The sequence below is a fragment of the Streptococcus halichoeri genome (genome assembly GCF_019774635.1).
GTDB lineage: Bacteria > Bacillota > Bacilli > Lactobacillales > Streptococcaceae > Streptococcus > Streptococcus halichoeri.
In genome coordinates, this window is sequence record NZ_CP081502.1 from 1693686 (window position 1) to 1719275 (window position 25590).

Sequence of the window (25590 nt, forward strand, 5' to 3'; positions counted from 1 at the left end):
CGTAGGCAGTTCCCGTGAGCAGTCATGTCGGAGGTTATGTTTGGCCTCTTACTGCTTTTAAGCTCTGGGCCATAGGAGCCTAGGCGCGCCGTGCTGTGCGTTTTGCTAATCAAATGCCCCCTTTATAAAAGGGTTTCAACCATTCCTGAGCTAGACAGCAAAAAAGCAGCCAGGGTTGAAAGCACTCCCTTTTCAGCTGCTGCTTTTTCTATTGGCTACATCTAAAGATTGCGCCTGCTTAGTGCGCACTAAGGCGGTCTGGTTCTGTCTGGTTCTGATCACGGATGTCTCGGACACTTTCGCGGGGGATGAGGGTGAAGGGAACGACGATTTTTTGGCTGAGCTGCCCGTCTTTGGCATTAATCAATTCTAGCAATTGCTTGAAGCTGGTTTGGCCAATGTTTTCCACATTAATATCAAATGTTGTCAGATAAGGATGAATTAATTTAGAGTAGATCGAGTTGTTAAAGGTAATAATGGACATATCATCTGGAACTTTAATAGCATAAAAAGATAGTAGTTGGATTAAACGGACACATAAAATATCCCCAATCACCACCAAAGCCGTTGCTTTTTGATCCCGAATCGTTTGCATCAAGGCCTCGATTCGTAAAGGATCCTTGCGGTCAAACAAAAGCATCTCATGCGAAGGCACGCCTTTTTTGAGACAGCCTTTTAAGTAACCAAAATAGCGTTCAGAAGCCACTTCAGAATCTAGCTCATCTGTAATAAATAAAATATTGCGATGACCCTTGTCATATAGGTAATTCACAGCAGTTTTGGCCATTAGCTGATTATCATTATCAATATAGGTCATTTGATTTTCATCACCCTCTGGCGCCCCAACTATCACAAAGGGAATATGATTATCCATCAGATACCGTCGAATCGGATCATGCTCTTCAGAGTACAAAACGATAAAACCATCGGCTCTTTTTTGCATGTGCATCAAGGTAACCTGAGCTAACAAATCTTCAACTGTCATGGCCGTTGCCGTAGAAACAGTAAAGTGGTGCTGCTTGGCTTCATTGGTAATGGTCGTTAGAATCTGCATGAAAAAGGGCTCGCTCAGACGATCATTAAGTGTAATAGGAGGAAATACCAATCCAATATTATGCGTTAAACCACTGGCAAGCATTTGTGCAGCCACATTAGGGACATAGCCTAAATCACGCATTGCCTTTTTAACTTTATCTTTTGTTTTTTGAGAAATAGAATGATTATCTTTTAAAACGCGGCTAACCGTAGAGGGATTAACACCCGCTTCCTTTGCGACATCTTTAATCGTTACCATATAACCTCTTTAATTATTCATTTTATGACATCAGTCCTTAGGACAATGGATGTCATTGCCATAATAGCTTCCTATTCATTATACTCATTTTATCATATAAAATGCAATGCTTATCCTGCTAAAGCTAACGCTCAGCCAAAAAGAAGCTGGTTGATTTTTAGAAAACCTAAAAAATGTTAAAAAAGGCTTGACTTTTTCTGCAAACGGTTGCATAATAATATTAACAAATATTTCTTAGGAGGAAATAGCTATGAAATCATGGCAAAAAATTATCGTCAGCGGAGCAAGTCTCACACTTGCTGGAACATTATTAGTAGGATGCTCATCCAACTCAAAAGATAAATCCCAATCTGCTTCTACTGATGCTAAAACGATTAAATTATGGGTGCCAACTGGCGCTAAAGAATCTTACGCTGACACTGTAGCTAAATTTGAAAAAGATTCAGGCTACAAAGTTAAAGTGATAGAATCTGAAGATCCAAAAGCACAAGAAAAAATCAAAAAAGATGCTAGTACAGCTGCTGACGTTTTCTCACTTCCTCACGATCAACTTGGACAACTTGTAGAATCTGGTACTATCCAAGAAATACCAGAACAATACACGAAAGAAATTGCTAAAACAGCAACAGATCAAGCAATTGTCGGTGCACAATACAAAGGTAAAACCTATGCCTTCCCATTTGGAATCGAATCCCAGGTTCTTTTCTATAACAAAGAAAAACTATCTGAACAAGATATTGCTTCATACGAAACAATCACCCGTAAAGCAACCTTTGGTGGTACCTTCAAACAAGCTAACTCTTATATTACTGGACCATTGTTCTTATCTGTAGGAGATACCCTCTTTGGCGAAAACGGTGAAGATCCTAAAGGAACTAACTGGGGTAATGACAAAGGCGTCTCTGTTCTTAAATGGATTGCAGACCAAAAAAATAACAAAGGCTTTGTTAACTTAGATGCTAACAATATCATGTCTAAATTCGGTGATGGCGCTGTAGCATCCTTTGAGTCTGGTCCATGGGACTATGCCGCTGCCCAAAAAGCTATCGGCAAAGACAAACTTGGTGTAGCCGTTTATCCAAAAATGAATATTGGTGGACAAATCGTTCAACAAAAAGCCTTCTTAGGTGTTAAACTTTATGCCGTTAACCAAGCACCAGCTAAAGGCGATACCAAACGGATCGCAGCAAGCTACAAACTTGCTTCTTACCTCACCAATGCAGAAAGCCAAAAAAATCAATTCAAAACACGTAACATCGTTCCTGTAAACAAAGATGTGCAAGCTTCCTCTGAAGTGCAATCAAATGACCTCGCTAAAACAGTCATTACAATGGGTGGTTCCAAAGACTATACAGTTGTTATGCCTAAACTTAGCCAAATGGCAACATTCTGGACTGAAAGTGCTGCTATCTTAAGTGATACCTACAATGGTAAAATTAGCGAAGCTGATTACCTCACTAAATTGCAACAGTTCGACAAAGACATTGCCGCGACTAAATAAGACACATCCTGTGACTAGTGCCTCGACTGCTTAATTACTATAGAGGTTTAGTCTTTCACTCATCATTAAGGAGTGGAACTAGGCTCCATTTGGAAACTTGGTTCCATTCTTTATTTTATGAGTTAGCCAGGTGCTACGTAAATTTTTAAGAAATTAAAAGTTTACGTAACATTTCGCTTTCTCACCTCAATTATTTTTAATTAGAAAGGTACCCAACTTATGACTGCCACTTCAGCACACAAACAGGTTACCGTTAAAGAAGCTCTCCAAAAAGGAGGCCTTGATATTAAATTATCAACATTAATTATGGGCTTTGCAAACCTGGCAAATAAACAACTAACCAAAGGGATACTCTTTTTAGGAGGCGAAATTATCTTCTTGATCGCCTTCTTCTCTCAGATTATACCTGCACTTAAAGGACTGATCACCCTAGGAACCCACACGCAGGGCATGGAGACTAAGGTTATTGATGGTATCAAACTCCAAGTTTCTGTGGAGGGTGATAACTCCATGCTCATGCTAATTTTCGGCTTGGCTTCCCTCATTTTCTGCCTCTTATTTGCCTATGTCTATTGGTGTAACTTAAAAAGCGCCCGCCACATTTATATCTTAAAGACAACAAACCAAAAGATTCCAACTTTCATTGAGGATTTTAAAACCTTAGCCAATGGTCGCTTCCATATAACACTTATGATTGTACCACTTATTGGCATCTTACTCTTTACGATTTTACCCTTGGTCTATATGATTTGTTTGGCCTTTACCAACTATGACCATAACCACTTACCACCCAAATCACTATTTGATTGGGTCGGTTTGATCAATTTTGGTAATGTCTTTACCGGACGAATGGCCGGAACCTTCTTTCCTGTCTTTTCTTGGACACTGATTTGGGCTGTCTTTGCCACCGCGACCAACTTCTTCTTTGGTGTGATCTTAGCCTTATTGATTAATACCAAAGGACTTAAGCTCAAAAAGCTATGGCGAACAATCTTCGTTATTACCATTGCCGTTCCCCAATTCATCTCGCTTTTAATCATGCGAAACTTGCTTAACGACCAAGGACCGGTTAATGCCCTCTTAAGTAAAGTAGGCCTCATTTCGCATTCCTTACCATTTTTATCTGATCCAATCTGGGCAAAATTTTCGATTATCCTCGTTAATATGTGGATTGGTATTCCTTTTACCATGTTGATTGCAACAGGTATTATCATGAATCTTCCTAGTGAGCAAATCGAAGCCGCTGAGATTGATGGCGCAAGCAAATTCCAAGTCTTCAAATCAATCACATTTCCACAGATTCTCCTCATCATGACGCCTAATCTAATCCAACAATTCATTGGTAACATCAATAACTTCAACGTTATCTACCTCCTAACTGGTGGTGGCCCAACTAATTCACACTACTACCAAGCAGGAACCACTGACTTGCTCGTTACTTGGCTCTATAAATTAACCTTTACCGCTGCTGATTATAACTTGGCTTCGGTAATCGGAATCTTAATCTTTACCGTTTCAGCTATCTTTAGCTTACTTGCCTATACTAGAACAGCATCATACAAGGAAGGAGCGGCTAAATAATGAAAAACAAACGTCGATTTCAACTTGGCTTAGTTTATGCCACTTTAATCATCCTCTCAATCATTTGGCTCTTCCCTATTGTCTGGGTGGTCCTAACAAGTTTTCGGGCAGAAGGCACAGCCTATGTTAACTACTTCATTCCCAAAACATTTACACTAGATAACTACATCAAGCTCTTTACCAACAATTCCTTCCCATTTGGTCGTTGGTTTATGAATACCTTTGTGGTTGCTACCTTCACCTGTATCATCTCAACCCTCATTACTGTAGCCATGGCTTATGCCTTAAGCCGGATTAAATTTAAACACCGCAATGGCTTTTTAAAACTAGCACTCATACTCAACATGTTCCCAGGATTTATGAGCATGATTGCTGTCTACTACATTCTTAAGGCCCTTGGCTTAACCCAAACACTTACGGCCTTGGTGCTAGTTTATTCTGCTGGTGCCGCTTTAGGCTTTTACATTGCTAAAGGATTCTTTGATACCATTCCTTATTCACTTGATGAGTCAGCAATGATCGATGGGGCTAGCCGGCTAGACATCTTTTTAAAAATCACCCTACCACTGTCAAAACCAATCATTGTTTACACAGCTCTTATTTCCTTTATGGGACCTTGGATTGACTTTATCTTTGCACAAGTTATCCTTGGAGACGCTACCAGCAAATACACCGTAGCGATCGGACTCTTTTCAATGCTACAGGTTGACACTATCAATAACTGGTTTATGGCCTTTGCCGCTGGTTCGGTCTTAATCGCCATTCCAATTACGCTCTTATTTATCTTTATGCAAAAATACTATGTTGAAGGTATTACGGGTGGTTCTGTCAAATAAACTTGCAAGCTTTCAAAACTTCTAAAGGGCTATTCCTTTAGAAGTTTTTTTATAAGTGTTACTACAAGTTTACCGCCGCTTAAGAGTTAGATTTTCTGGCTCATTGTCAACTGTAGTGGTAACAATGAGCGACTTTTTTCACACAGTCAAAAACTCTATAATACAAAGTCGATTTACCCACTACAGATATTATAGAGCCTTTGAACATAGCAAAAGAGAAGACGAACTTCGTCTCCTCTCGCGCTTAGTTATAAGTTATAAGTCACCCACTACAGTTGACAATGAGCCAGAAAAAACAAATTATTGTTTCGGGCTTTCTTTCACAGGTGGGTTATTTAAATTGGCCCATTCTTTACTAAAAAAGTAGGGATGTATGTCATAGTTGGGTTTGTCAGTTTTCTTAGCTAAGAAAGCCTGTAGATGCTCATCAAAAGCCAACCAACCGTTCCAACCAATATGAATCGTATCTTGCATAAAGTAAGGCTCGCCGCCTTTTTTTGATAAATCAGCAATATCTGTAAAACCCTGTGATTCTAATTGATATTTGATTTTTTTAACAGCTGCTTGATACTTGTCCATGTTTAAGCCAGTATACTTAGCCCACTCTTGGTTCACAGGAGTAATCACAAACAAGACCTGCATATCTTGCTTTGCAAAAGCATCTAGCACTAATTGAAAATCATTATACTCTGGTGAAACAATATATGAATTTTTACTTTGGAAGTTTTTAAACGTACGATAACCTGGCGCTATGCGCTTAGTGTAGAAAAAGTTTTGAATTCTAAAGCGATTATTATTAGTTCCTTCTTGACCACGACGCGTTGCCAAGACATGGAGTCGTTCATAAGAAAACGTTTTAGGCAAACCGGCAACCCGTGGCAAAATGTGCTCTTCGTAATTATCAGAAGAACTAAAATGACTAAACATGGTCTCTTCTCTTAAGCTAGCTGCCTCTGAAACTTTTAATATATTTTTATCCAACGCTGATAAGTCTTGTCCGCGAGAAATTTTTTTCAAACACGTATTGAAAACAACTCCCGGATTGATATGTAACAACCGTTTAGCAGCCATCTGCGAAGCTGGATCATTGCCGTGAGCTTGTAAGAGAAAACTAATCACTTGAGAGTTTGACATATACTTTTGCACAGCTGTAATTTCTGTCCCTTGTGGGGAAAACCACTGTGGTGAAATGACAAATACAGCTTTTTGGTTGCGCAGCTCTGGTAACATCTGCATAATGCTATAGTATTGTGATAGGCTTTGCGTCCCTCTTTTTCCAATCAAATAGGGAATATAAGGCCGGTGATAGCGTTCTGCCAGCACCGAAGGATGCATGCTGTCCATCCGGCTCCACTCACTAGAACCAAAAAAGGGTATGAAATGGTGATGCTTATCTGCTAGGGCTTGTTTTTTCGTTACACCATTTTTAAAGGAAGTATCAGTCAGAGCAACGGCATTACGCTTTTCTTGACTTAGGTTATGAGGTAAATGAGTTGGAAAAGCCACAATAGTTACTATGACTAAGCAGATAGCCGTTAGCAATGGTCCAAAAATTAACCACAGCCTCTTAAGCATGACGAAGTTCCTCTACCCCTTCTACAATTTTATTCACAGTATTCCAGTCTTCGCGGCCAAATTCAGAGATGGGAACCTTGATGTTAAAGGCTGACTCTAACTCAACAATCAACTCGACCGTTCCTAAACTGTCGAGAACTCCGGCATCAAATAAATCGTCATCTAATATGTCAGAAACATCTTCCATAAATAACCGGTCAAACAATTCAATTACTGTTTCTTGTGTTGTCATAATAAATACCTCAATCTTACTTAGGTAGTTTTGTAAACCATAAATCATTCAAAAAGCCTGAGAAGATCAATAAGGAAAACATAACTACATGAAAAGTGAATATAATAGAAAATACGTGGAAGAATTTACTTTCAAACCGCGGTGCTAAGCCTGCTTTTTTGCGTTCTCGATTAAGAGCCTTTTTCTTACGCAACCAAGCATCGTTAATGATTAAGCCAATCCCATGGAAAAGACCATAGGCAATGTAGTACCAAGTCAAGCCATGCCAAAAGCCCATCAAAAGCATATTAATCAGATAAGCCGCACTAGAAGTATGATTACGATTTTTAAAAGTTTTGTTCTTGATAAAAGTATGAACTAACCGCATAAAAACGTAATCTCTAAACCAAAATGACAGCGTCATATGCCAACGATTCCAGAAATCTTTGAGACTGCTGGCCAAAAAAGGCTTATGAAAGTTTTCCGGTGTTTTGATCCCCATAATGTAAGAAATGGCAATCGCAAACATGGAATACCCAGCAAAATCAAAAAAGAGATTCAAGCCATACAAATACATCACCAAGACCGTTGGCAAATTAAAGTAACCCCCAAGTGAGAGCGCCTTGCCTTGGACAATTGGTAACATAACCCCGCCCAAGAGATAAGAAATAATAAATTTATAAAGGGCTCCTAACATGAGATACATGACAGCTTTATCAAGCATTGTCAAATAGGTATCACGATCAGGAACGTTTTGATAATCTGACTCAAACCGTCGGAAGCGATCAATCGGTCCACTCGTAAAAGTAGGTAGAAAAATCAAAAAACGTAGAAAAGCAGGTAGTGAGAAATCGGTTAGGGTCCCATCACGCATTTCGATAATCATCCCCACTGTTTTAAAGGTAAGATAAGAAATACCAATAAAACCTAGTAAAGATGGTCGTTCATCAAAACTTAAAAGTGGCACTAATTTAACACAAAGCAAGGGAAAAAGGGCCCCAACGGAGGCTAAGTAAAAGACGACACTACTGTTGCGGTTTTTGCGGTAGTTCTTGTACAGCCAGACACAGGCTGTCTGCCAGATACAATAAAATAAAAAGGCTATTAATTGATGATCGTTATCTCCACCAAATAAAAAACAGATAAAAAGGAGGTTGACAACCCATTCATAAAAGGGAAGTCTTTTCCCCTTTAACAAGCCAAGAGTGATTGGAAAAAGGGCCAAGAGGAGATAAACAAAGTACTGAGGGTTGGCATAGGCATCTAAATATGGAATTTTTTCAAATAGGCCCATCATCTGCCGTTCACCTCATTAATCAAGCCTTTTATATCAATTTTGCCATTTGGTGTCAGTGGCAATTCATCTCTAAAGAGGAATTTACTTGGCATCATATAAGACATCATATTGTCGGCTACAGATTGCTTAATAGCCTTGGTCAATTCTCGGTCATTTGCAAATTGCTTGCGCGCATCGCCTTTAACCACAACATAGGCTAATAGATTTTGAACCTTATGGTCTTTATTATAACGCGGCACTGCCACAGCAGATTCGACGAACGGCGATTGATTTAATTGTTGCGAAACATCCTCAAGCTCAATCCGATACCCACCGTATTTAATCTGAAAATCTAAGCGGCCGCCATACAGTAAAACACCATCTTCGGTCATCGAGCCAATATCACCAGTATGATAAGCTGGTTGGCCATTTAATTCAAAGAAAGCTTCTGCAGTTTTTTCTGGGTTATTGAGGTAGCCCTTTGACACCGCAGGTCCGGTGACAACGATTTCCCCCTGTTCACCAGTTGGTAAAATGGCTAACGCTTCATCAAGGATGAAGGTTGGAGAGTCTGCCTTGGGATAGCCAATTGGCAAACGTGCATAAGAGGCCGTCATTTCTTTTGTGATTGCAATCGCCGACAAAGCCACCGTTGCTTCGGTTGGTCCGTAAGCATTGACGATTCGCGCCTCCGGAAAACGTGCCATTAGTTTTTTGGCGGTAGAGACCGTTAATTCCTCCCCATCAAAATAAAAATGAGTCAAAGAAGGTATTTTTTCCTGACAAAAATCCTCACTAAGCAAAGCCATTTCCGCAAAGGAAGGAGTTGACGTCCAAATACCAATCGGTAAGTTAATAATCGTATCAAATAGGCGTTTGAAGTCAGCAACAATGTCTTTTGGTACGACATATAAGGTTCCACCCATGGCTAAAGTAGGTGCCCAGTACATCACAGAAAGGTCAAAAGAGTAAGGAGGCTGAGCTAACATTTGTGGCTCTTTTGGCACTGCAAACTCTGGACTAGTAATCATCCAGTTGGTAAAACTGAGCAGGTTATCATGTGAGATTTGTACCCCTTTAGGTTTGCCCGTGGTACCAGAAGTGAAAATAATATAATAGTTATCATCGCCAGTAACTGGATGGGTCAATGCATAGGCTGATTTTTGAGCCTTGGCCTTTTCAATCTCTTTGAGGGTGATAACTTGTGTACCAGCAATGTCTATAGGCAAGGGTTCGATTGCTACTATCAGACTAGGTTTACCAATTTCAATAATATTTTGTAAGCGTTCAAGGGCTGTGTGACTATCAACTGGAATATAAGCGTGGCCTGACTTTGTAAGGCCCACAAAGGTAGCAAGCATTTCATAGGATTGTGCTCCAAAAACAAGCACCGGAGACTTGGCTGGTAGGCTTAAGGTGTCCAGATAAGCCGCAATACTATCAGAATCTTCTTTTAGGTCTTTATAAGTCTGGCAATGTCCTAAACAGTTATAAACCAAGGTATCAGGTTGCCTTGCAGCAAACTGATCAAGATGTGTAATCATATTATCAATCATGCTCTTTCTCCTTAAAATTCATTGTAAATAAATGAACCTTGTCCATGTCCAACATATCCAAAAAAGTAAACTAGCAGCATCAATATGATATAAAATAAAAGTACTTTGCCTATAAAAATTAGGACGGTATTTAAAGTGGTCTTCTCACTTTTCATTAGCTTACCTCTTGTATTAAGTTAATAATGCGCTAGGAAGATTTTACCTTATTTTATCCCTTAGAGCAAGTTAAAATGTCATTTATGAGAATAGTGCACTTTTCTCATTTAGCTTCCATTAACGTATTGCGAAGCTCATTTTGGGTTATCTTTAGTTTTAACCTAGTTTTCTTAAAAATGACTTAAGAAAAAAGCTTGTTGAGCAAGCTTTAATCCATTGCCTTCAATTCAAGGACCATGTCACGAATCTGGGCTGCCAGTTCAAAATCCAGCACCTCTGCTGCTTCTTGCATTTGCTGTTGCAGTTGCTTAATAGCAGTCTGACGCTCACTCTTATTCATAGCAGAATAATCGATAGTTTCTTCAGCTACTTGGCTGTCAGTGCCTTTAGTAATTGCGATGAGATCCCGGATTTCTTTTTTAATTGTCTGTGGAACAATACCATGTTCTCGATTATAAGCCATCTGAATCTCCCGTCTGCGGGCGGTTTCATCAATTGCTTTTTGCATGGATTCTGTCATCTTATCGGCATACATGATGACATGGCCTTGACTGTTTCTGGCTGCGCGGCCAATAGTCTGAATCAGGCCGCGTTCATTTCGTAAAAATCCTTCTTTATCAGCATCAAGGATTGCAACGAGGCTCACTTCAGGCACGTCAATGCCTTCGCGCAGCAGATTGATGCCAATCAGCACATCAAAAACGCCCAAACGCAAATCACGAATAATTTCTGTTCGCTCAAGCGTTTTAATATCGCTGTGCATATATTTGACTTTCACCCCCATCTCTTTGAGATAGTCTGTCAAATCCTCAGCCATCTTCTTAGTGAGAGTCGTAATAAAGGTCCGCTCACCTTTTTCACTACGAAGATTAATTTCACCTAACAAATCATCCATTTGGCCCATGGTTGGGCGTACTTCAACCTCAGGATCCAAGAGACCAGTTGGCCGGATGATCTGCTCAATCACGGTATCTGTTTGCTGTCGTTCATAGTCGCCAGGTGTGGCAGAGACATAAACAATCTGATGGACATGGCTTTCAAATTCTTCGCGGCGTAGTGGCCGATTGTCTAGGGCCGATGGGAGGCGAAAACCATAGTCAATAAGCATCTGCTTACGGGCCTGGTCGCCATTGTACATGCCCTTGATTTGCCCCATGGTCATATGACTTTCATCAACCATGATTAAGAAATCTTCCGGAAAGAAATCCAAAAGCGTAAATGGCGGCTCTCCGGCCGACCGACCATCCATATGGCGAGAATAGTTTTCCACGCCATTGGTATAGCCCATTTCCCGCAGCATTTCGATGTCATACTCGGTTCTTTGTTTCAATCGCTGAGCTTCAAGCAATTTTCCTTCGGACTCAAAAAGGGCCAATTGTTGTTCCAACTCCGCCTGGATTTTCGAAATAGAGTGTTCCATCTGTTCATCGTTGGTCACAAAGTGGGTAGCCGGAAATAGGACCAAGTGGTCAACATCACCTAGCACCTTTCCCGTTAGACTTTCAATTTCCCGAATGCGGTCAATCTCATCACCGAAAAATTCAACGCGAAAAGCATGCTCATCGCGTGAAGCTGGGAAAACTTCCACCACGTCACCGCGCACACGAAAACGCCCCCGCTGAAAGTCAATATCATTACGTTCAAACTGAATATCGACTAGTTGGTTTAATAACTGATCACGAGAGAGTTCTTGGCCTGGCCGCAAACTTACAGCTGAGTCGGCATATTCTTTTGGTGAACCCAAACCATAGATACAAGAAACTGAAGCAACAACAATCACATCATTGCGCTCAAGCAAAGAGGAGGTAGCTGAATGGCGTAGTTTATCAATCTCATCATTCACCGAGCTATCTTTTTCAATATAGGTATCAGAAGAGGGAACATAGGCTTCTGGCTGATAGTAATCATAATAAGAAACAAAGTACTCAACGGCATTATCTGGAAAAAATTCCTTGAATTCACCGTATAATTGCCCCGCCAAAGTCTTGTTATGTGCAATGACCAGTGTTGGCTTATTAACCTGACTAATCACTTGACTCATGGTATAGGTTTTACCAGTACCAGTTGCACCAAGTAAAATTTGCGCTTTTTCGCCGCCTTCGATATTATCAACGAGTTGTTCAATTGCTTGCGGCTGATCCCCTGAAGGAGCATATTGGGAAACCAAGTGAAAGCGATTTGTAGTTTTTCGATCAATCATAATCTGTCCTCTTTCTTAACATGTCCTATTTTAACATAGTTTTTTAGAAATGCCTTGATTTCCCGAGTTTATCAGTTAAAAAATAAAAAAATCTCTATAAACGCTGTCAAATCAACGTTATTGAAGCTTTTTTAAGTTGTAAATCGTGTTGTGTATGCAGTTTTTCCCTAACTTTTGAATATCTTCGTGTCTGACTGTTCCACGGTCCCAAGTAATACCTAATAAACGAAGGAATTCACTTGCTTCATGATTTTGCTGGACTCTATATATTCCTTGTCCCATAGTTGAAGCTAACATACTGTTTAAGCTGTCAATCATTCTAGCAGGACTCATCTTCTTATCGCTAATGTAATACAATAAGCGAATCATTACTAAACTGATAAAGCAGATTAGGAAATGGCCTTCAATATGTTCCTTTTTCCTTACGTAAACAGGTCTAGTTTCAAACTCTGTTTTGGTTATTCGAAAACAACTTTCAATAGAGGATAGTTCTTTGTAGGCCGCTAATATAGCATCATCCTCCATCTCAATTTCACTCGTTACAAGGACATGAACTCCATCAAATTGAGCATCATATTCCACCTGTTCTTGATCAAGTCGGATAAGTGGTGAAAATGGTTTAACCTCTCCAGTTTCGGTATCCAAGTAGCTCAATTCAAGGTATTTCTTCCCTCCCTTCTTACTCGTTTGTCGAAATAGTTCTGCATTGGTTAACTTATTGGCATAGTCGAGAGCTCCTTCGCGTCGAATCCGTTCTCTATCTTCATATTTTTTAGACCATGTCATCAGCACTTTTTCTTTAACAGTTGGGGAATCCTTCTTTGTCCCAAGTTTTCTCTCCCGAATGTAAGACTTTTTAGCAAAAGTGAGATTTTGATTAAACTGCCAACCAGATTCTTCCAATATGTTTTCTTGAATATCCTTTGGAGCGCCACGTTTCCCACGGTGCTTTTGAGAGAAAAGCCAACCGTCATTATTCTTTATAGTAGCTTGTAGGTTATTTGTGCTGTTCATGGCCTTGTCTGCGACCACTACCAACCGTTCAATCCCAAATTGTTTCTTTACTTGCTCAATTGCAGGGATGTAGGTGATAGGGTCTGTAACGTTACCTCTAAAAAGTCTATAAGCTATGGGAATACCATTTATATCCATGAATAATCCCATTTGGATAATGGGGTCTCTCCTGTATTCTTTACTGGCTCCTCTTCGACGAAGGCCCTCTACAAGGATATCTCCATTTTCATCGTGTCTATCCTCATCCGGAACATCAATTTCAAAAAAGTAGTTGGTAACATCGTAAAACACTAACGTTCCTGTTCGATTCGTTAATTGACTGACCTCTTGATGGAGGTGGTATTGAAGTTCTGATTGAAGATTGTTCAAGACATCTAGTGACCGATATACTGAATTATATGGAACATTCCAATTTCCAAATAGGGAAGTTTGATGGTAGAAAGTTCTATATTTGCTTCCTGGGTTCAGAATTCGTTGAAAGAGCAGAAGCTTAACCGTTTGATCTAAGTCAATCGTCATTTTTGACGGTTTATTTTTTTTAAAGAATCTATTTAGCTTGAGGGTTGTGTAAAGGTCTTCTAAAATCTTCCAACCAATGTTTTCATCAGGTGCGTTCATTGGGTCTTTTAGAGAAAGCTTAATCAGAAATTCTTCAGATTTAGCGTGTGATTCCTCCTTTGCCTCACGTTTTAATCGCTCAAGAATACCTGGCTCTTTCGCTTCTAATTCATCCAACAAACCATATTTATGAAGAATCCGTTGTTTTGACTTTCCGTTCTCACGATATCCTTCAACAAGATAAACATGCTTACGACCTTCTCTGTTTTTTGTAATTCGAATAAATGCCATAACTATAGTATAACATACATTGCCGTTCACAACAATAAATAGAGATAAAAAATCAAAAGAAATACCGCTGTTATCGCAAAAACAACCCCTGCGAAGTCAATTAACTGATAAACTCGGGATTTTAACATAGTTTTTTAGAAATGCCTTGATTTGCCTTTGGCAAAATGATGTTATAAAACCTAACATGAAACTACCACTTGACTTGCCTTGACACCTATTTTTTGGTATAATGAGTCATATTTTATGAAGGAGAACACCATGAAAAAGTTTTTTAAGGCAGGTTTTCTGTCACTAGTATCCATTCTTTTTCTTGTCCCGGGACTTGCCAAAGCTGAAACTATCTCTGTTGTTTCAGATACAGCTTATGCTCCCTTTGAGTTTAAGGATGCTGATCAAATCTATAAAGGCATTGATGTTGATATTATAAATGAAGTAGCTAAACGCCAACATTGGGACTTAAAAATGTCCTTTCCCGGCTTTGATGCGGCTGTTAACGCTGTCCAATCTGGACAAGCCCATGCTTTAATGGCAGGCACAACAATTACTAAGGAACGCGAAAAGGTGTTTACTTTTTCAGATCCTTATTATGATACTAAGATTGTCATTGCCACTCAAAAAGCAAAACCAATCAAAAAGTACAATGCTTTAAAAGGAAAAACAGTTGGTGTCAAAAATGGTACTGCTGCACAAAGTTTTCTTGATGACCATAAAAAAACCTACGGTTACCATGTTAAAACCTTTGACACGGGTGACCTCATGTATAACAGTCTTTCTTCTGGCTCAATCGACGCCGTCATGGATGACCAACCCGTCATCCAATATGCCATTAAGCAAAATCAAAATCTGGCTATCAATATGCCCGGTGAAGCAATTGGTAGCTTTGGGTTTGCCGTCAAAAAAGGAAAAGGCCATGATGAGTTAGTCAAGCAGTTTAACACTTCTCTTAGAGAAATGAAAGCAGATGGCACTTATCAAGATATTATGACAAAATGGCTCGGCGCTTCTAGTGCCACAAAAAGCCTCTCAAGCACCGGTGATGCCTCTAAAAAAGCCAGCCCACAAAAAGCAACTTATAAAATTGTGTCCGATTCATCCTTTGCCCCCTTTGAATTTCAAAATGGTCAAGGCAAATATGTCGGCATTGATATGGAGCTTTTAAAAGCCATTGCTAAGCAACAAGGCTTCAAACTTGATATTTCAAATCCAGGTTTTGACGCGGCGCTTAATGCTGTCCAATCAGGCCAAGCTGATGGTGCCATCGCCGGAATGTCTGTGACAGAACAGCGTCAAGCTATTTTTGATTTTTCAGACTCCTACTATACTTCAAAAATTCGCCTAGGTACAAAAGCAGGCAGCTCTATCACCTCTTACAAAGACCTCCGTCACAAAACAGTCGGAGCTAAAAAAGGCACTGCTTCTTATGACTTTTTGGAAAAGAATAAAGCGACTTATGACTATAAATTAAAGGCTTTTGATGAAGCATCATCAATGTATGACAGCCTAAATTCTGGCTCGATTGTCGCCCTAATGGATGATGAGGCTATCCTCAAATACGCCATTAAGCAAGGCCGCAAATTCGAAACCCCTCTCAAGGGAGAAGCTTCAGGTGAATATGGCTTTGCTGTTAAAAAAGGGAGCCATCCTGAACTGATCGAAATGTTTAATAATGGCTTAGCACAACTGAAAAAATCTGGTGAATATGACGCCATCATTCATAAATACTTAGCAAGTGAAGACAAGACCGATGCCCATGCCAAAAACGCTGATGAGTCAACCATCTTTGGTTTGCTTTCCAACAACTATAGACAACTCCTTCAAGGTTTGGGAACAACCCTTAGCCTAACCTTAATTTCATTTGCCATTGCCATGCTGATTGGGATTTTATTTGGTATGATGGCAGTGTCTCCAAGTAAAGGGCTTCGCTTAACCTCCACGATTTTTGTTGATCTTGTCCGCGGTATTCCCCTAATGATTGTGGCAGCCTTTATCTTTTGGGGCTTACCTAATCTGATTGAAACCCTAACAGGTCACCAATCACCGATTAATGATTTTGTTGCTTCAACCATTGCTCTTTCCCTAAATGGAGGAGCCTACATCGCTGAGATAGTTCGTGGTGGTATTGACGCTATCTCTAAAGGGCAAATGGAAGCAAGCCGTAGCCTTGGTATCCCCTACCACAAAACCATGCAAAAGGTCATCCTACCACAGGCAGTCAAGGTCATGCTGCCAAACTTCATCAATCAGTTTGTCATTTCCCTAAAAGACACAACGATTGTCTCTGCAATTGGCTTGGTTGAACTTTTCCAAACAGGAAAGATTATTATTGCCCGTAACTATCAATCTTTCCGGATGTACGCAATTTTAGCAATTATCTATTTAATTATGATTACGCTCTTAACACGCTTAGCAAAACGCTTAGAAAAGAGGCTTAACTAATGGCAGAATTAAAAATTGATGTTCAAGACCTTCATAAATCCTATGGCCATAATGAAGTACTCAAAGGAATCAACGCCAAATTCTATGAAGGAGATGTGGTTTGTATCATTGGCCCATCAGGCTCTGGTAAATCAACCTTCCTTCGAACACTCAACTTATTAGAAACCATTACTAGTGGTAAAGTTGTCGTGGATGGTTATGAGTTATCAGACCCTCACACCAATATTGATAAGGCGCGTGAGAATATTGGCATGGTTTTCCAACACTTCAATCTCTTTCCCCATATGACTGTTCTGGAAAATATCATGTTTGCTCCAACCGAACTGGGTAAGGAAACACCAGAAGTGGCCCGTAAACATGGCTTAAGTTTACTGGAAAAGGTTGGACTAAGTGAAAAGGCAGATGCCTACCCTGCCAGTCTTTCAGGTGGTCAAAAACAACGGGTGGCGATAGCCCGCAGTCTAGCAATGAATCCTGACATTATGCTATTTGACGAGCCAACTTCAGCTCTTGACCCCGAAATGGTTGGTGATGTCTTAAACGTCATGCGTGACCTCGCCAAGCAAGGCATGACCATGCTGATTGTCACGCACGAAATGGGCTTTGCAAGACAAGTAGCCAACCGGGTTATCTTTACGGATGGCGGTCAATTCTTAGAAGATGGTAGCCCTGAAGAGGTTTTTGATGCCCCAAAACACCCGCGTTTGATTGAATTTCTCGACAAAGTGTTAAATGTATAATCAACCAAAAGACGCAGCTAAGCCTAAAGGCTTTCGTTGCGTCTTTTTGTGGTCCCGTAATGCTTAAAAACAGCGAGGGCAAACAAAAAAAGATTGAGGCAAGGCACCTTTTGGGTACCCAACCTCAATCTCAGCGAAGTGACCTAGGTCGACTTCTGTTCTTTGGCTAAACGCTCGCGCTCCAACCGTAATTTACGATTGGGATTAAGCGTATTGAATAATTCTTCTAGCTTTTCAGCATTCCAAACATCGGCTGCTGAGACAAAATGACCATTTTCATCTCGAAACGATATTGGTTTATCTCCCATAAACACCTCCACTTAAAGAAATGATGAGCTAAGCTGGCTTTGCCATAGAACCATTGCTAGGCAGCCAATTAATCCACAAACTCAAATTCAAATTTACCAATCCGCACAAGATCGCCATCCTTAGCACCGCGCTCGCGCAGAGCATCGTCAACACCCATTCCGCGCAATTGGCGGGCGAATTTCATGATGGACTCATCACGCTCCATATTGGTCATGACAAAAAGTTTCTCCAGCTTCTCACCAGATAAGACCCAAGAAGCATCATCAGCGCGACTAATAACAAAGGGACGCTCCTGTGCCTCATAACCGTAATAAACTTCTTCGGTTTCCATGTCACTTTCATCATAAAGGAGAAACTCAGGCGCCTTTTCAAGAAGCTCTGCGGTAGCATTCATGAGATTATCCAAACCTTGTTTGGCCAAAGTTGACACTGGAAAAATCAGCGGCAGCTCCGCAAATTCATCATAATTGGCAGCCAGCTTTTGTTTAAACTTCTCCAAGTTCTCCTGTGCTTGAGGCATGTCCATCTTATTAGCTACAATAATCTGTGGGCGTTCCAGAAGCCGCAAATTATAGGTCTCAAGCTCCTTATTAATAGCAAGGTAGTCCTCGTACGGATCACGACCTTCACTAGCAGACATATCAATCACATGAAGGATAACACGAGTACGCTCAATATGCCGTAAAAATTGGGTGCCAAGTCCAATGCCTTGGCTAGCGCCTTTGATGAGACCAGGTAAATCAGCCATTGCAAAGCTATCACCCGTTTTAGTTCTAATCATGCCAATATTAGGCACAATAGTGGTGAAATGATAGGCTCCAATTTTAGGTTTTGCTGCCGAAACCACGCTCAACAAGGTGGATTTGCCAACAGAAGGAAAGCCAACAAGTCCCACATCCGCGAGAATCTTTAATTCTAATGCTAGTTCACGCTCTTCACCAGGTTCACCATTTTCAGCGATTTCTGGAGCAGGATTGCGAGGGGTGGCAAAACGAATATTACCACGCCCACCACGGCCACCATGTGCCACAACAAACTCTTGGCCGTTTTCCACCAAGTCGGTGATGACTTTGCCACTTGTAGCATCCTTAACCGTTGTTCCTGGTGGCACAGGCACAATTAAGTCTTGCGAGCCACGACCATGCATGCCTTTGGTCATGCCTTTTTCACCAGCTTTGGCCTTAAATTTGCGATTATAACGAAAATCCATCAAGGTGCGAAGACCCTCATCAACTCTAAAGATAACAGAGCCACCTTTGCCGCCATCACCTCCCCAAGGGCCACCGTTTGGGACATATTTTTCCCGGCGAAAGGCAACCATTCCATCGCCACCACGGCCTGCCTGAACGCTAATTTTAGCCGTGTCTAAAAACATACTCATACTTACTTATCTCTTACTTTCATTAATTCTAATATTCTAAAAAAACGCCTGACAGCGTTTTTTTACACTAATACTGCAAGTGCTCCTGCAATCAGTCCACCAACAGTTACTAAAACCATTAAGACAACCACAAACAATGTCATTTTTTCAAATGTTGTTTTTTTGCGTGGTCCATTGTCACCAAATGCCACTTTATCTTACCTCTTCATTGATTTTTTCTCTACTTATCTTAACACGAAATAACAGAATACGCAAATGCCAATCTCCCTTTAGAAGGCCCCAGGTTAACTTGTACTTTTAAGCCATTTATGCTACATTTAGGAACGACAAAATGAAATGATGGAGATAGACTATGGTGCTTGCTGACTTTGGTCGCTACCTAGCGAAATATGCTGACCTCTTAATTAAAAAAGGGGTCAATGTATAAAAAGGACATACCTTATTGATTACTATTGCTGTTGACCAATTTCCTTTGGCACGTCTCTTAACTAAAAAAGCCTATGAAGCGGGAGCGGCTGAGGTTGTTGTTGATTACATCGATGACATTATAACCAAAGAAAAACTCTTACATGCTGACTTTGATCGCTTGGTTCAGATACCAGATTACGTGGTTGAACGCTCCCGTTATTACCTAGGGAAAAAAGCTAGCCGTCTAGTGGTGCGCTCAAGTGACCCCAATGCCTTTGCAGGTGTGGATGCTAAACGACTTGCCGCAGCAACCAAAGCCAATACAGTGGCTCTAGCTGAACAGCGGACAGCCACCCAAGCTAATCAGGTCAGCTGGAATCTCGCGGCAGCAGCAAGCCCTGACTGGGCGGCTATGGTCTTTCCCGAGTTAACAAGTCAAGAAGAACAAGTTGATGCTCTTTGGGATGCCATTTTCAAAATGAACCGCATCTACGAGGCCGATCCCATTAAAGCTTGGGAAGAACACCAGGCCAAGCTGTCTAAAAAAGCTGAGCTGCTCAATAGCTATCAATTCGACCAGTTGCACTACAAGGCCAAAGGGACCGACCTGAGGCTGGGCATGCCAGCAAATCATATCTGGGAAGGGCCAGGAAGTCTTAATGCTCAGGGCGAAGCCTTTATCGCCAATATGCCAACAGAAGAGGTCTTTTCAGCACCAGATTATCGACGTGCTGATGGCTATGTGACTTCAACCAAACCTTTATCCTATGCTGGTGTAGTCATTGAAGATATGACCTTCACCTTTAAAGATGGCCAAATCGTTGATGTGACAGCTAAAAAAGGGCAAGAAACCATTAAACGCTTAATCGCAGAAAATGAAGGAGCACAATCCCTTGGTGAGGTAGCCCTTGTACCGCATAAAACTCCTATCTCACTATCTGGCTTAACCTTCTTTAATACACTTTTTGATGAAAATGCCTCTAACCATCTTGCTATTGGCGCAGCCTATGGCTTTAGTATTAAAGGAGGCACTGAAATGAGTCAAGACCAATTAAAAGCTGCTGGGCTTAATCGCTCTACAGCTCATGTGGACTTTATGATTGGATCTGAACATATGGACCTTGATGGTATTACCAAAGATGGCCGAGTTATTCCGATTTTCCGTGCTGGCGAATGGGCCCTATAAGAAACGCTTATCAGTAAATCCCGCTTGAGGCAAAAAACGCTTTGTTTCAAGCTTTTTTGCTGTTTAAGCAGAGCAACTAGCCAAGCAGAGCTCAAGCAATATAAAATCCTGCCCTTCCTATCGTAACGACATGGTGCATGCCTTTAGCACTCTTAGTTAGCTGATATGGTATGAACTGTAAATACATGCCTAAATTAAATCATCCCTACGGCTATCCTGTGATTATTTTTGGGAGCGATCACTATTTTTGCATCTGCAATAGCCTTTTTCACTATAAAAAATGATTGCAACAAGTGCCTTTGATGAGACTAGCTCTTTTTCACAAGCTAAGGTATTCATAACAGAGGAGCTCTCTTTTTTACAGCGTATTTTTCAGTTGAGCTAATTCATGAGGGGTTAACCGACGGTATTCCCCTAAAGCCAAAGCAGGGTCTAACTTTAACGGCCCCATTTGGGTGCGTTGTAAATCCAGGACTTCCTTACCACAAGCTTGCACCATTCGCTTAACTTGGTGAAACTTACCTTCTTGAATGACAATCTCTACACTTGATTGTTGCTTAGCCTGATCAGTTGCTAAAATGCTCAGTCGAGCAGGCAAGCAATGATGATCCTTGAGCCTTATCCCAGAGCCAAAATGTTCTTGGTCTGCTTGGGTCATGATGCCAGAAACCAAGGCACGATAAACCTTAGCAACATGTTTTTTAGGTGACAAGAGTTGGTGCGCCAGCTGGCCATCATTTGTAAGCAGCAAAAGCCCATGGGTATCCTTATCCAAACGCCCCACCGGAAAGACCTGCCGGTGCCTAGCTTGCTGATCAAGCAACTCTAAAACAGTCTTGTGCACCTTATCTTCGGTTGCAGAGACAACTCCTTTTGGCTTGTTAAGCAAGTAATATAAAAAGCTTTCATAACGGTACACCTGCCCTTGGTAGCTAATCTCGGTTTTTTCTGGATCCAGTTGAAACTTGGCTGATTTTTCTGTGCGACCATTCACCGCAATCTCGCCTCGCTTCAAGAGAAGTTTGACCTGACTTCGGGTACCTAAGCCTAGATCTGTTAAACATTTGTCTAATCGCATAGCTAGTTGTTGACTCTTTCTCTTTCCTGTTTGATACTTTTATTAGTATACCATACGTGACGGCCAGGAGATGACTGTAAGCGTTTAATATATTATAATGATAGTAACACATTAAGGGGGAAACACCATGGCTATCTTTTCAAAAACCTTTGATACTCACTCAGAACACGCTGCTAACGCTGTAAAGTCTGGTGACCTAAACGTTTTAGCTACGCCAGCACTGGCAGCCTTTATGGAAAATACAGCCTTTGAATTTGCCAGTCAGCAATTGGATGAAGCACATACAACGGTTGGGAGCGAATTAGGACTACAACATTTAGCAGCATCTGCTATTGGCGAAACAGTCACCATTGTCATCATCGCCCTCAAAGAAGAAGGCCATAAATATGATTTTCGTTTGGAGGCCTATGTCCATGACCGATTAGTTGCCAAAGCCTGCCATACACGTGTCAGGGTCAACCGGCAGCGGTTTATGCAGCGCCTCAACTCAAACGATTAAAAACGACACCGTAACCGACTCATGCAAAAGTCCCCAAAGAAAGCGACTGCTTTAAGCAAAAAACGTTAGGCTTTTTTGTCCCGGCCTAACGTCTGTAACAGTTGCTCCTAAGGGGCTTTTATTGTATTATAGCTGATTGCTTACAAGCCAGTCAGCTGTCAGCTATGCCTGCAAGAAAAAGGCGATAAGCGTTAATGACTGGCGCAAACTGCTTGAGGCTGGAGATTAAATGCCTAAAGACAGCTTGGCGTCAGTTATTTATTGTTTGTTTTTGAAAAGCCCTGCTAGCTTATGCTGATGAGCAAGCCCTCAGTACTAGGAATGCAGCACAGCTCCTTCTTGTCCTAAAGAGGCATAGGTGCTGGGCTTTAAGTTCTTGATGGTTAGCATAGCCATAAAACTAATCACATACAGCGTTGCTAAAAAAACCATGACAGTCGCAACACCCGAAACATCAAGAATTTGCCCAATAATGACTGAGGAAAAGCCACCAAGGGCCCGGCCTACATTTAAGATGAGATTATTGGCTGTTGCGCGAATATGATGTGGATAGAGTCGGGTGATCATTGCGCCATAACCTGCGAACATGCCATTCACAAAGAAACCCACAATAGCTCCGCCAATCACCATACTGATAAGGGAATTAGCATACTGAAAGAGATAAACACTGACAGCAGAGGTCAAGAGAAACAGACTGTAAACCAAGCGAGGACCAAACCGATCTAAGATTTGCCCAAAGGTGAGCATCCCCAAGCACATGCCCAGGATGGTCGCTACCATCCACCAGGAAGAATTTTTGACTGAAACGTTCAGACTAGTTTGGATAATCGTTGGTAACCAATTCATCATTCCAAAATACCCAGCAATCTGGACTGTTGTCATCACCATTAAAGCCAAAGTTTGCGCGGTTAAAGTAGGGGTTTTAAACAGCTGACTCATTTTGATCGGTTGGTCCTGCTCCTGAGTCATAGCTCCACGGTCCCAGATAGCATTGTCATCAATAGCCAGCCACATCCAAAGAACCAGTAGGATGGGCAAAAGTCCAAAAAGAAAGAGGCCGCGCCAGCCAAGTGCCGGCGCAATAAAGCCAGCTAAGAGTGCTGAACTGATCGAACCAATTTGGCCTGCGATGCCATTTAGTGATGAGATACGGCCCATCTTATGGGGTGGAACGATGCCTGCCATAATCGCGATGGCTACGCCATATTCACCACCAACTCCTACTCCTGCCAAGAACCGCAAAAGATAGAGTGATTGGATCGATGTGCTAAAGAAAATCAAGCCCGTTGCCAAGGAAAAGACAAGGATGGTCCATTTGAATACTTTAAATTTTTGGTAGCGATCGGCTAATAAGCCAAAAAACAGACCGCCAGCCAACATGCCTAGATTAGTAATTGTTGCAATCCAGCCAGCTTGGGCTCCTGTTATGCCCAATTCAGCAATGATTGACGACATCGAAAAAGCCAGGAACATGACATTGAGGTCATCTGTGCCTGAGGCAACAATGGCTGCTGCCAAGGCTCGCTGGTTGTTTCTGTCTAAAGACAAGTTTAGCATATACTTTTCTCCTTTAATAGTAGCTCTCTGACTACCTTAATTAATTGAATACGCTTTAGCAAAGACCAAAAAAAGACCCACGAAAAAAGTTTTTTCCATGAGTCACTCCAGTTACAACTAATCAGAGTACAGCAAAAAGCAGTCCTCTTTTTTGGGCTTTCACGTCTCACGGAACATGTTTAAAGCAGTATTTAATTGTTTTTAGTATAGTTTATTTTCTGTGAATTGTCAAGCGAATTAGACAATTACACCACACCATCCGCAGAGAAGTTTCTCGCTGCATGTTTTTGTGGCCTTCGCCTGCTTAAACTGCCTAATAGCTTATGAAAACTACTCAATGTTTCAGTTATTCTTGACCTGTCGAGTTGCCACCTCCACCCCTAAGCTTGGTTTTGGCTACTTACTGGTGTTTTATGGACAATTGCTTGCGCTTGTTGAAGAAAAGACGGTAGGCCAGATAGGTAGCGATAAAGGAGGCGATTGATGTGGTCGCAAGCAACATAAAGGTAACTACCATTTGGTACTTCACTGCCTGAATGGGCGATGTCCCAGCAAGAATTAGCCCGGTCATCATACCTGGCAAAGAAACAATCCCTAACGTTTTTGCTGAATCAATAGTAGGCACCATCCCAGTCTTAATGACATCACGAATAATATCAATAGAAGCTGGCAAAATATCTGCTCCTAAGGCTAACTTGGTTTCCACTTCTTCTTGTCTGCTTTTAAAGTCTGCTAATAATTGCTTATAGCACAAGCCAATCGCAACCATGGAATTACTGATAATCATCCCCCCAACAGGAATCATTTGGTTGGGCACAAACCTAAGGATGCCTGAAAAAATGAGCATTGAAAGGGTAATGACCGTACCTAGTGTGATAGCCACAAAGGAAATCTGAAAACCATGTGCCACCCCTTTACCACGCTTAGCAGCATTGTAGGAAGCATTAATAATCATAAAGAGCAATAATAAGGTCGTAAAAATCGGATTTTCATAGCCAAATACATAATTCAAGACAAAGCCGACTAAGAGCAATTGGACGACTGCTCGCACCGCACCGACAAGGATTTCTTTTTCCAAACGTAGCTTTTGCCAGTATGAGAAAAAGAGGGTAATCAAAACCAGCGATGAAGCCATAAGAAGTGACGTTACTGAAATTGAATTTGCGCCGCTCATTTAAGTACCTCCATAGATGCCACTTGGCCTTCTTTAATCGTTAACAACTTATTAGCAAACTTATGACTTTGCTCCTCATCATGGGTTATCCAAAGAATGGTTAAGCCCTTATCATGCAAAGACTGAATGACCTCTTCCACAATGCCCTTATTGGCGGCATCAAGCGCAGAGGTCACCTCATCTAAAAGCAAAACCTTAGGTTCAAACAAGAGCTGTCTAATCAGAGCGATCCGCTGCTTCTCACCACCAGAGAGCTTTGTCACCTCTTGCTTCAAATAGGAAGTATCCATTTGTAAGAGCTTAAAGAGCTCAGCAACACGGGTCTGATTAACTTCTTGATGGCGAATAGTAAAAGGAAAGGCAATGTTATCTTCTACTGTGTCACCAAATAGATTTGGTGCTTGAAAGCAGTAAGAAATAGTCTTTCGAGTAGCAATCGGGTCTTGTGCTTCCAAGGACTGCTCTTTAAAAAGCACCTGACCACTGGTTGGGCTAATCAGGCCACTGGCCAATTTCAAAAGGGTACTTTTCCCACTTCCTGAAGGGCCAACAATCGAAACAAAATCCCCCTGATCTACTGTAAAGGAAATATCCTTTAGGATTTGTTTATCGTCGGCGTCAAATTGGACTTGTTTAAATTCTAAAAAAGACATATTGACTCCTTACCTAGAGATAGCAAATTGCTTATTTATAATCATTCTCAATAATAGTTTAACACCATTTAACCAAATTGTCAGGTTTGACGCCTTATAAATAGCCAAAAAAGCCAGAAA

At 41.2% G+C, this 25590-nt stretch carries 21 protein-coding genes and 1 pseudogene; 7 read left to right on the forward strand and 15 right to left on the reverse strand.

Annotation, left to right across the window (positions count from 1 at the left end; all coding sequences use genetic code 11):
* Positions 1 to 238: 238 nt before the first annotated feature.
* Positions 239 to 1294 (reverse strand): LacI family DNA-binding transcriptional regulator, encoded by a 1056-nt coding sequence (locus K5J94_RS07990; protein WP_159544920.1) that lies wholly within the window; start codon positions 1292 to 1294, stop codon positions 239 to 241.
* A 250-nt stretch (positions 1295 to 1544) separates the two neighbouring features.
* Here K5J94_RS07990 and K5J94_RS07995 point away from each other — a divergent pair, with 250 nt between their 5' ends.
* From K5J94_RS07995 to K5J94_RS08005, 3 genes are all read left to right on the forward strand, one after another.
* The gene (locus K5J94_RS07995) at positions 1545 to 2795 is read left to right on the forward strand and encodes an extracellular solute-binding protein (protein ID WP_221912840.1); all 1251 of its coding nucleotides are present in this window, start codon (positions 1545 to 1547) and stop codon (positions 2793 to 2795) included.
* A 219-nt stretch (positions 2796 to 3014) separates the two neighbouring features.
* Positions 3015 to 4376: a carbohydrate ABC transporter permease gene (locus tag K5J94_RS08000; RefSeq protein ID WP_221912842.1), complete on the forward strand. Its 1362-nt coding sequence runs from the start codon at positions 3015 to 3017 to the stop codon at positions 4374 to 4376.
* A complete protein-coding gene (locus K5J94_RS08005) occupies positions 4376 to 5212 on the forward strand; it encodes a sugar ABC transporter permease (RefSeq protein ID WP_159561506.1) in 837 nt (278 codons plus the stop codon). The genes K5J94_RS08000 and K5J94_RS08005 overlap by 1 nt, the downstream gene beginning before the upstream one ends.
* Positions 5213 to 5512: 300 nt before the next feature.
* Here K5J94_RS08005 and dltD read toward each other — a convergent pair whose 3' ends face one another.
* The 7 genes from dltD to K5J94_RS08040 all read right to left on the reverse strand — a co-directional run bounded on the left by dltD (position 5513) and on the right by K5J94_RS08040 (position 14049).
* On the reverse strand, positions 5513 to 6787 hold the full coding sequence (gene dltD / locus K5J94_RS08010; RefSeq protein ID WP_159565195.1) for a D-alanyl-lipoteichoic acid biosynthesis protein DltD: 1275 nt from the start codon (positions 6785 to 6787) through the stop codon (positions 5513 to 5515).
* Positions 6780 to 7019: a D-alanine--poly(phosphoribitol) ligase subunit DltC gene (gene dltC / locus K5J94_RS08015; protein WP_159545169.1), complete on the reverse strand. Its 240-nt coding sequence runs from the start codon at positions 7017 to 7019 to the stop codon at positions 6780 to 6782. The genes dltD and dltC overlap by 8 nt, the downstream gene beginning before the upstream one ends.
* A gap of 16 nt (positions 7020 to 7035) precedes the next feature.
* Positions 7036 to 8295 carry a D-alanyl-lipoteichoic acid biosynthesis protein DltB gene (gene dltB / locus K5J94_RS08020; RefSeq protein ID WP_159565193.1) on the reverse strand — a complete coding sequence of 420 codons (1260 nt, stop codon included), beginning with the start codon at positions 8293 to 8295 and terminating at the stop codon, positions 7036 to 7038.
* Positions 8292 to 9830: a D-alanine--poly(phosphoribitol) ligase subunit DltA gene (gene dltA / locus K5J94_RS08025; protein WP_221912844.1), complete on the reverse strand. Its 1539-nt coding sequence runs from the start codon at positions 9828 to 9830 to the stop codon at positions 8292 to 8294. The genes dltB and dltA overlap by 4 nt, the downstream gene beginning before the upstream one ends.
* A gap of 11 nt (positions 9831 to 9841) precedes the next feature.
* Entirely contained in the window at positions 9842 to 9985 is a 144-nt protein-coding gene (locus K5J94_RS08030; RefSeq protein ID WP_159545163.1) for a teichoic acid D-Ala incorporation-associated protein DltX, read from the reverse strand.
* A gap of 209 nt (positions 9986 to 10194) precedes the next feature.
* Positions 10195 to 12186, reverse strand: a complete 1992-nt coding sequence (gene uvrB / locus K5J94_RS08035) for an excinuclease ABC subunit UvrB (RefSeq protein WP_221912847.1) — start codon at positions 12184 to 12186, stop codon at positions 10195 to 10197.
* Between the two features lie 117 nt (positions 12187 to 12303).
* A complete protein-coding gene (locus K5J94_RS08040) occupies positions 12304 to 14049 on the reverse strand; it encodes an IS1634 family transposase (RefSeq protein ID WP_221912771.1) in 1746 nt (581 codons plus the stop codon).
* A gap of 258 nt (positions 14050 to 14307) precedes the next feature.
* Here K5J94_RS08040 and K5J94_RS08045 point away from each other — a divergent pair, with 258 nt between their 5' ends.
* Both K5J94_RS08045 and K5J94_RS08050 read left to right on the forward strand, forming a co-directional pair.
* Positions 14308 to 16485: an ABC transporter substrate-binding protein/permease gene (locus K5J94_RS08045; protein WP_159564863.1), complete on the forward strand. Its 2178-nt coding sequence runs from the start codon at positions 14308 to 14310 to the stop codon at positions 16483 to 16485.
* Entirely contained in the window at positions 16485 to 17225 is a 741-nt protein-coding gene (locus K5J94_RS08050) for an amino acid ABC transporter ATP-binding protein (protein WP_159545157.1), read from the forward strand. Before K5J94_RS08045 ends, K5J94_RS08050 begins: the two co-directional genes overlap by 1 nt.
* Before the next feature lie 143 nt (positions 17226 to 17368).
* On the opposite strand, the gene K5J94_RS08055 is transcribed toward K5J94_RS08050, so the two are convergent.
* The 3 genes from K5J94_RS08055 to K5J94_RS08065 all read right to left on the reverse strand — a co-directional run bounded on the left by K5J94_RS08055 (position 17369) and on the right by K5J94_RS08065 (position 19106).
* On the reverse strand, positions 17369 to 17533 hold the full coding sequence (locus K5J94_RS08055; protein ID WP_159561496.1) for a hypothetical protein: 165 nt from the start codon (positions 17531 to 17533) through the stop codon (positions 17369 to 17371).
* A 68-nt stretch (positions 17534 to 17601) separates the two neighbouring features.
* The gene (gene obgE, locus K5J94_RS08060; protein WP_159545153.1) at positions 17602 to 18915 is read right to left on the reverse strand and encodes a GTPase ObgE; all 1314 of its coding nucleotides are present in this window, start codon (positions 18913 to 18915) and stop codon (positions 17602 to 17604) included.
* A gap of 62 nt (positions 18916 to 18977) precedes the next feature.
* A complete protein-coding gene (locus K5J94_RS08065) occupies positions 18978 to 19106 on the reverse strand; it encodes a DUF4044 domain-containing protein (RefSeq protein WP_159545152.1) in 129 nt (42 codons plus the stop codon).
* 161 nt (positions 19107 to 19267) lie between these two features.
* Here K5J94_RS08065 and K5J94_RS08070 point away from each other — a divergent pair.
* Positions 19268 to 20509 (forward strand): annotated as a pseudogene (locus K5J94_RS08070) (aminopeptidase).
* A 358-nt stretch (positions 20510 to 20867) separates the two neighbouring features.
* On the opposite strand, the gene K5J94_RS08075 reads toward K5J94_RS08070, so the two are convergent.
* Positions 20868 to 21587, reverse strand: coding sequence for a pseudouridine synthase (locus tag K5J94_RS08075; RefSeq protein WP_159564859.1), 720 nt, complete (start codon positions 21585 to 21587; stop codon positions 20868 to 20870).
* 127 nt (positions 21588 to 21714) lie between these two features.
* Between K5J94_RS08075 and K5J94_RS08080 the strand changes: the two genes are divergently transcribed.
* Positions 21715 to 22086 carry a thioesterase family protein gene (locus K5J94_RS08080; RefSeq protein WP_159545146.1) on the forward strand — a complete coding sequence of 124 codons (372 nt, stop codon included), beginning with the start codon at positions 21715 to 21717 and terminating at the stop codon, positions 22084 to 22086.
* A gap of 315 nt (positions 22087 to 22401) precedes the next feature.
* Here the strand turns inward: K5J94_RS08080 and K5J94_RS08085 are convergent, their stop codons facing one another.
* From K5J94_RS08085 to K5J94_RS08095, 3 genes are all read right to left on the reverse strand, one after another.
* Positions 22402 to 23643, reverse strand: coding sequence for an MFS transporter (locus tag K5J94_RS08085; protein WP_221912849.1), 1242 nt, complete (start codon positions 23641 to 23643; stop codon positions 22402 to 22404).
* Positions 23644 to 24043: 400 nt separating this feature from the next.
* Positions 24044 to 24817, reverse strand: coding sequence for an ABC transporter permease (locus K5J94_RS08090; RefSeq protein WP_159564855.1), 774 nt, complete (start codon positions 24815 to 24817; stop codon positions 24044 to 24046).
* A complete protein-coding gene (locus K5J94_RS08095; RefSeq protein WP_159548755.1) occupies positions 24814 to 25470 on the reverse strand; it encodes an ABC transporter ATP-binding protein in 657 nt (218 codons plus the stop codon). Before K5J94_RS08095 ends, K5J94_RS08090 begins: the two co-directional genes overlap by 4 nt.
* Positions 25471 to 25590: the final 120 nt, after the last annotated feature.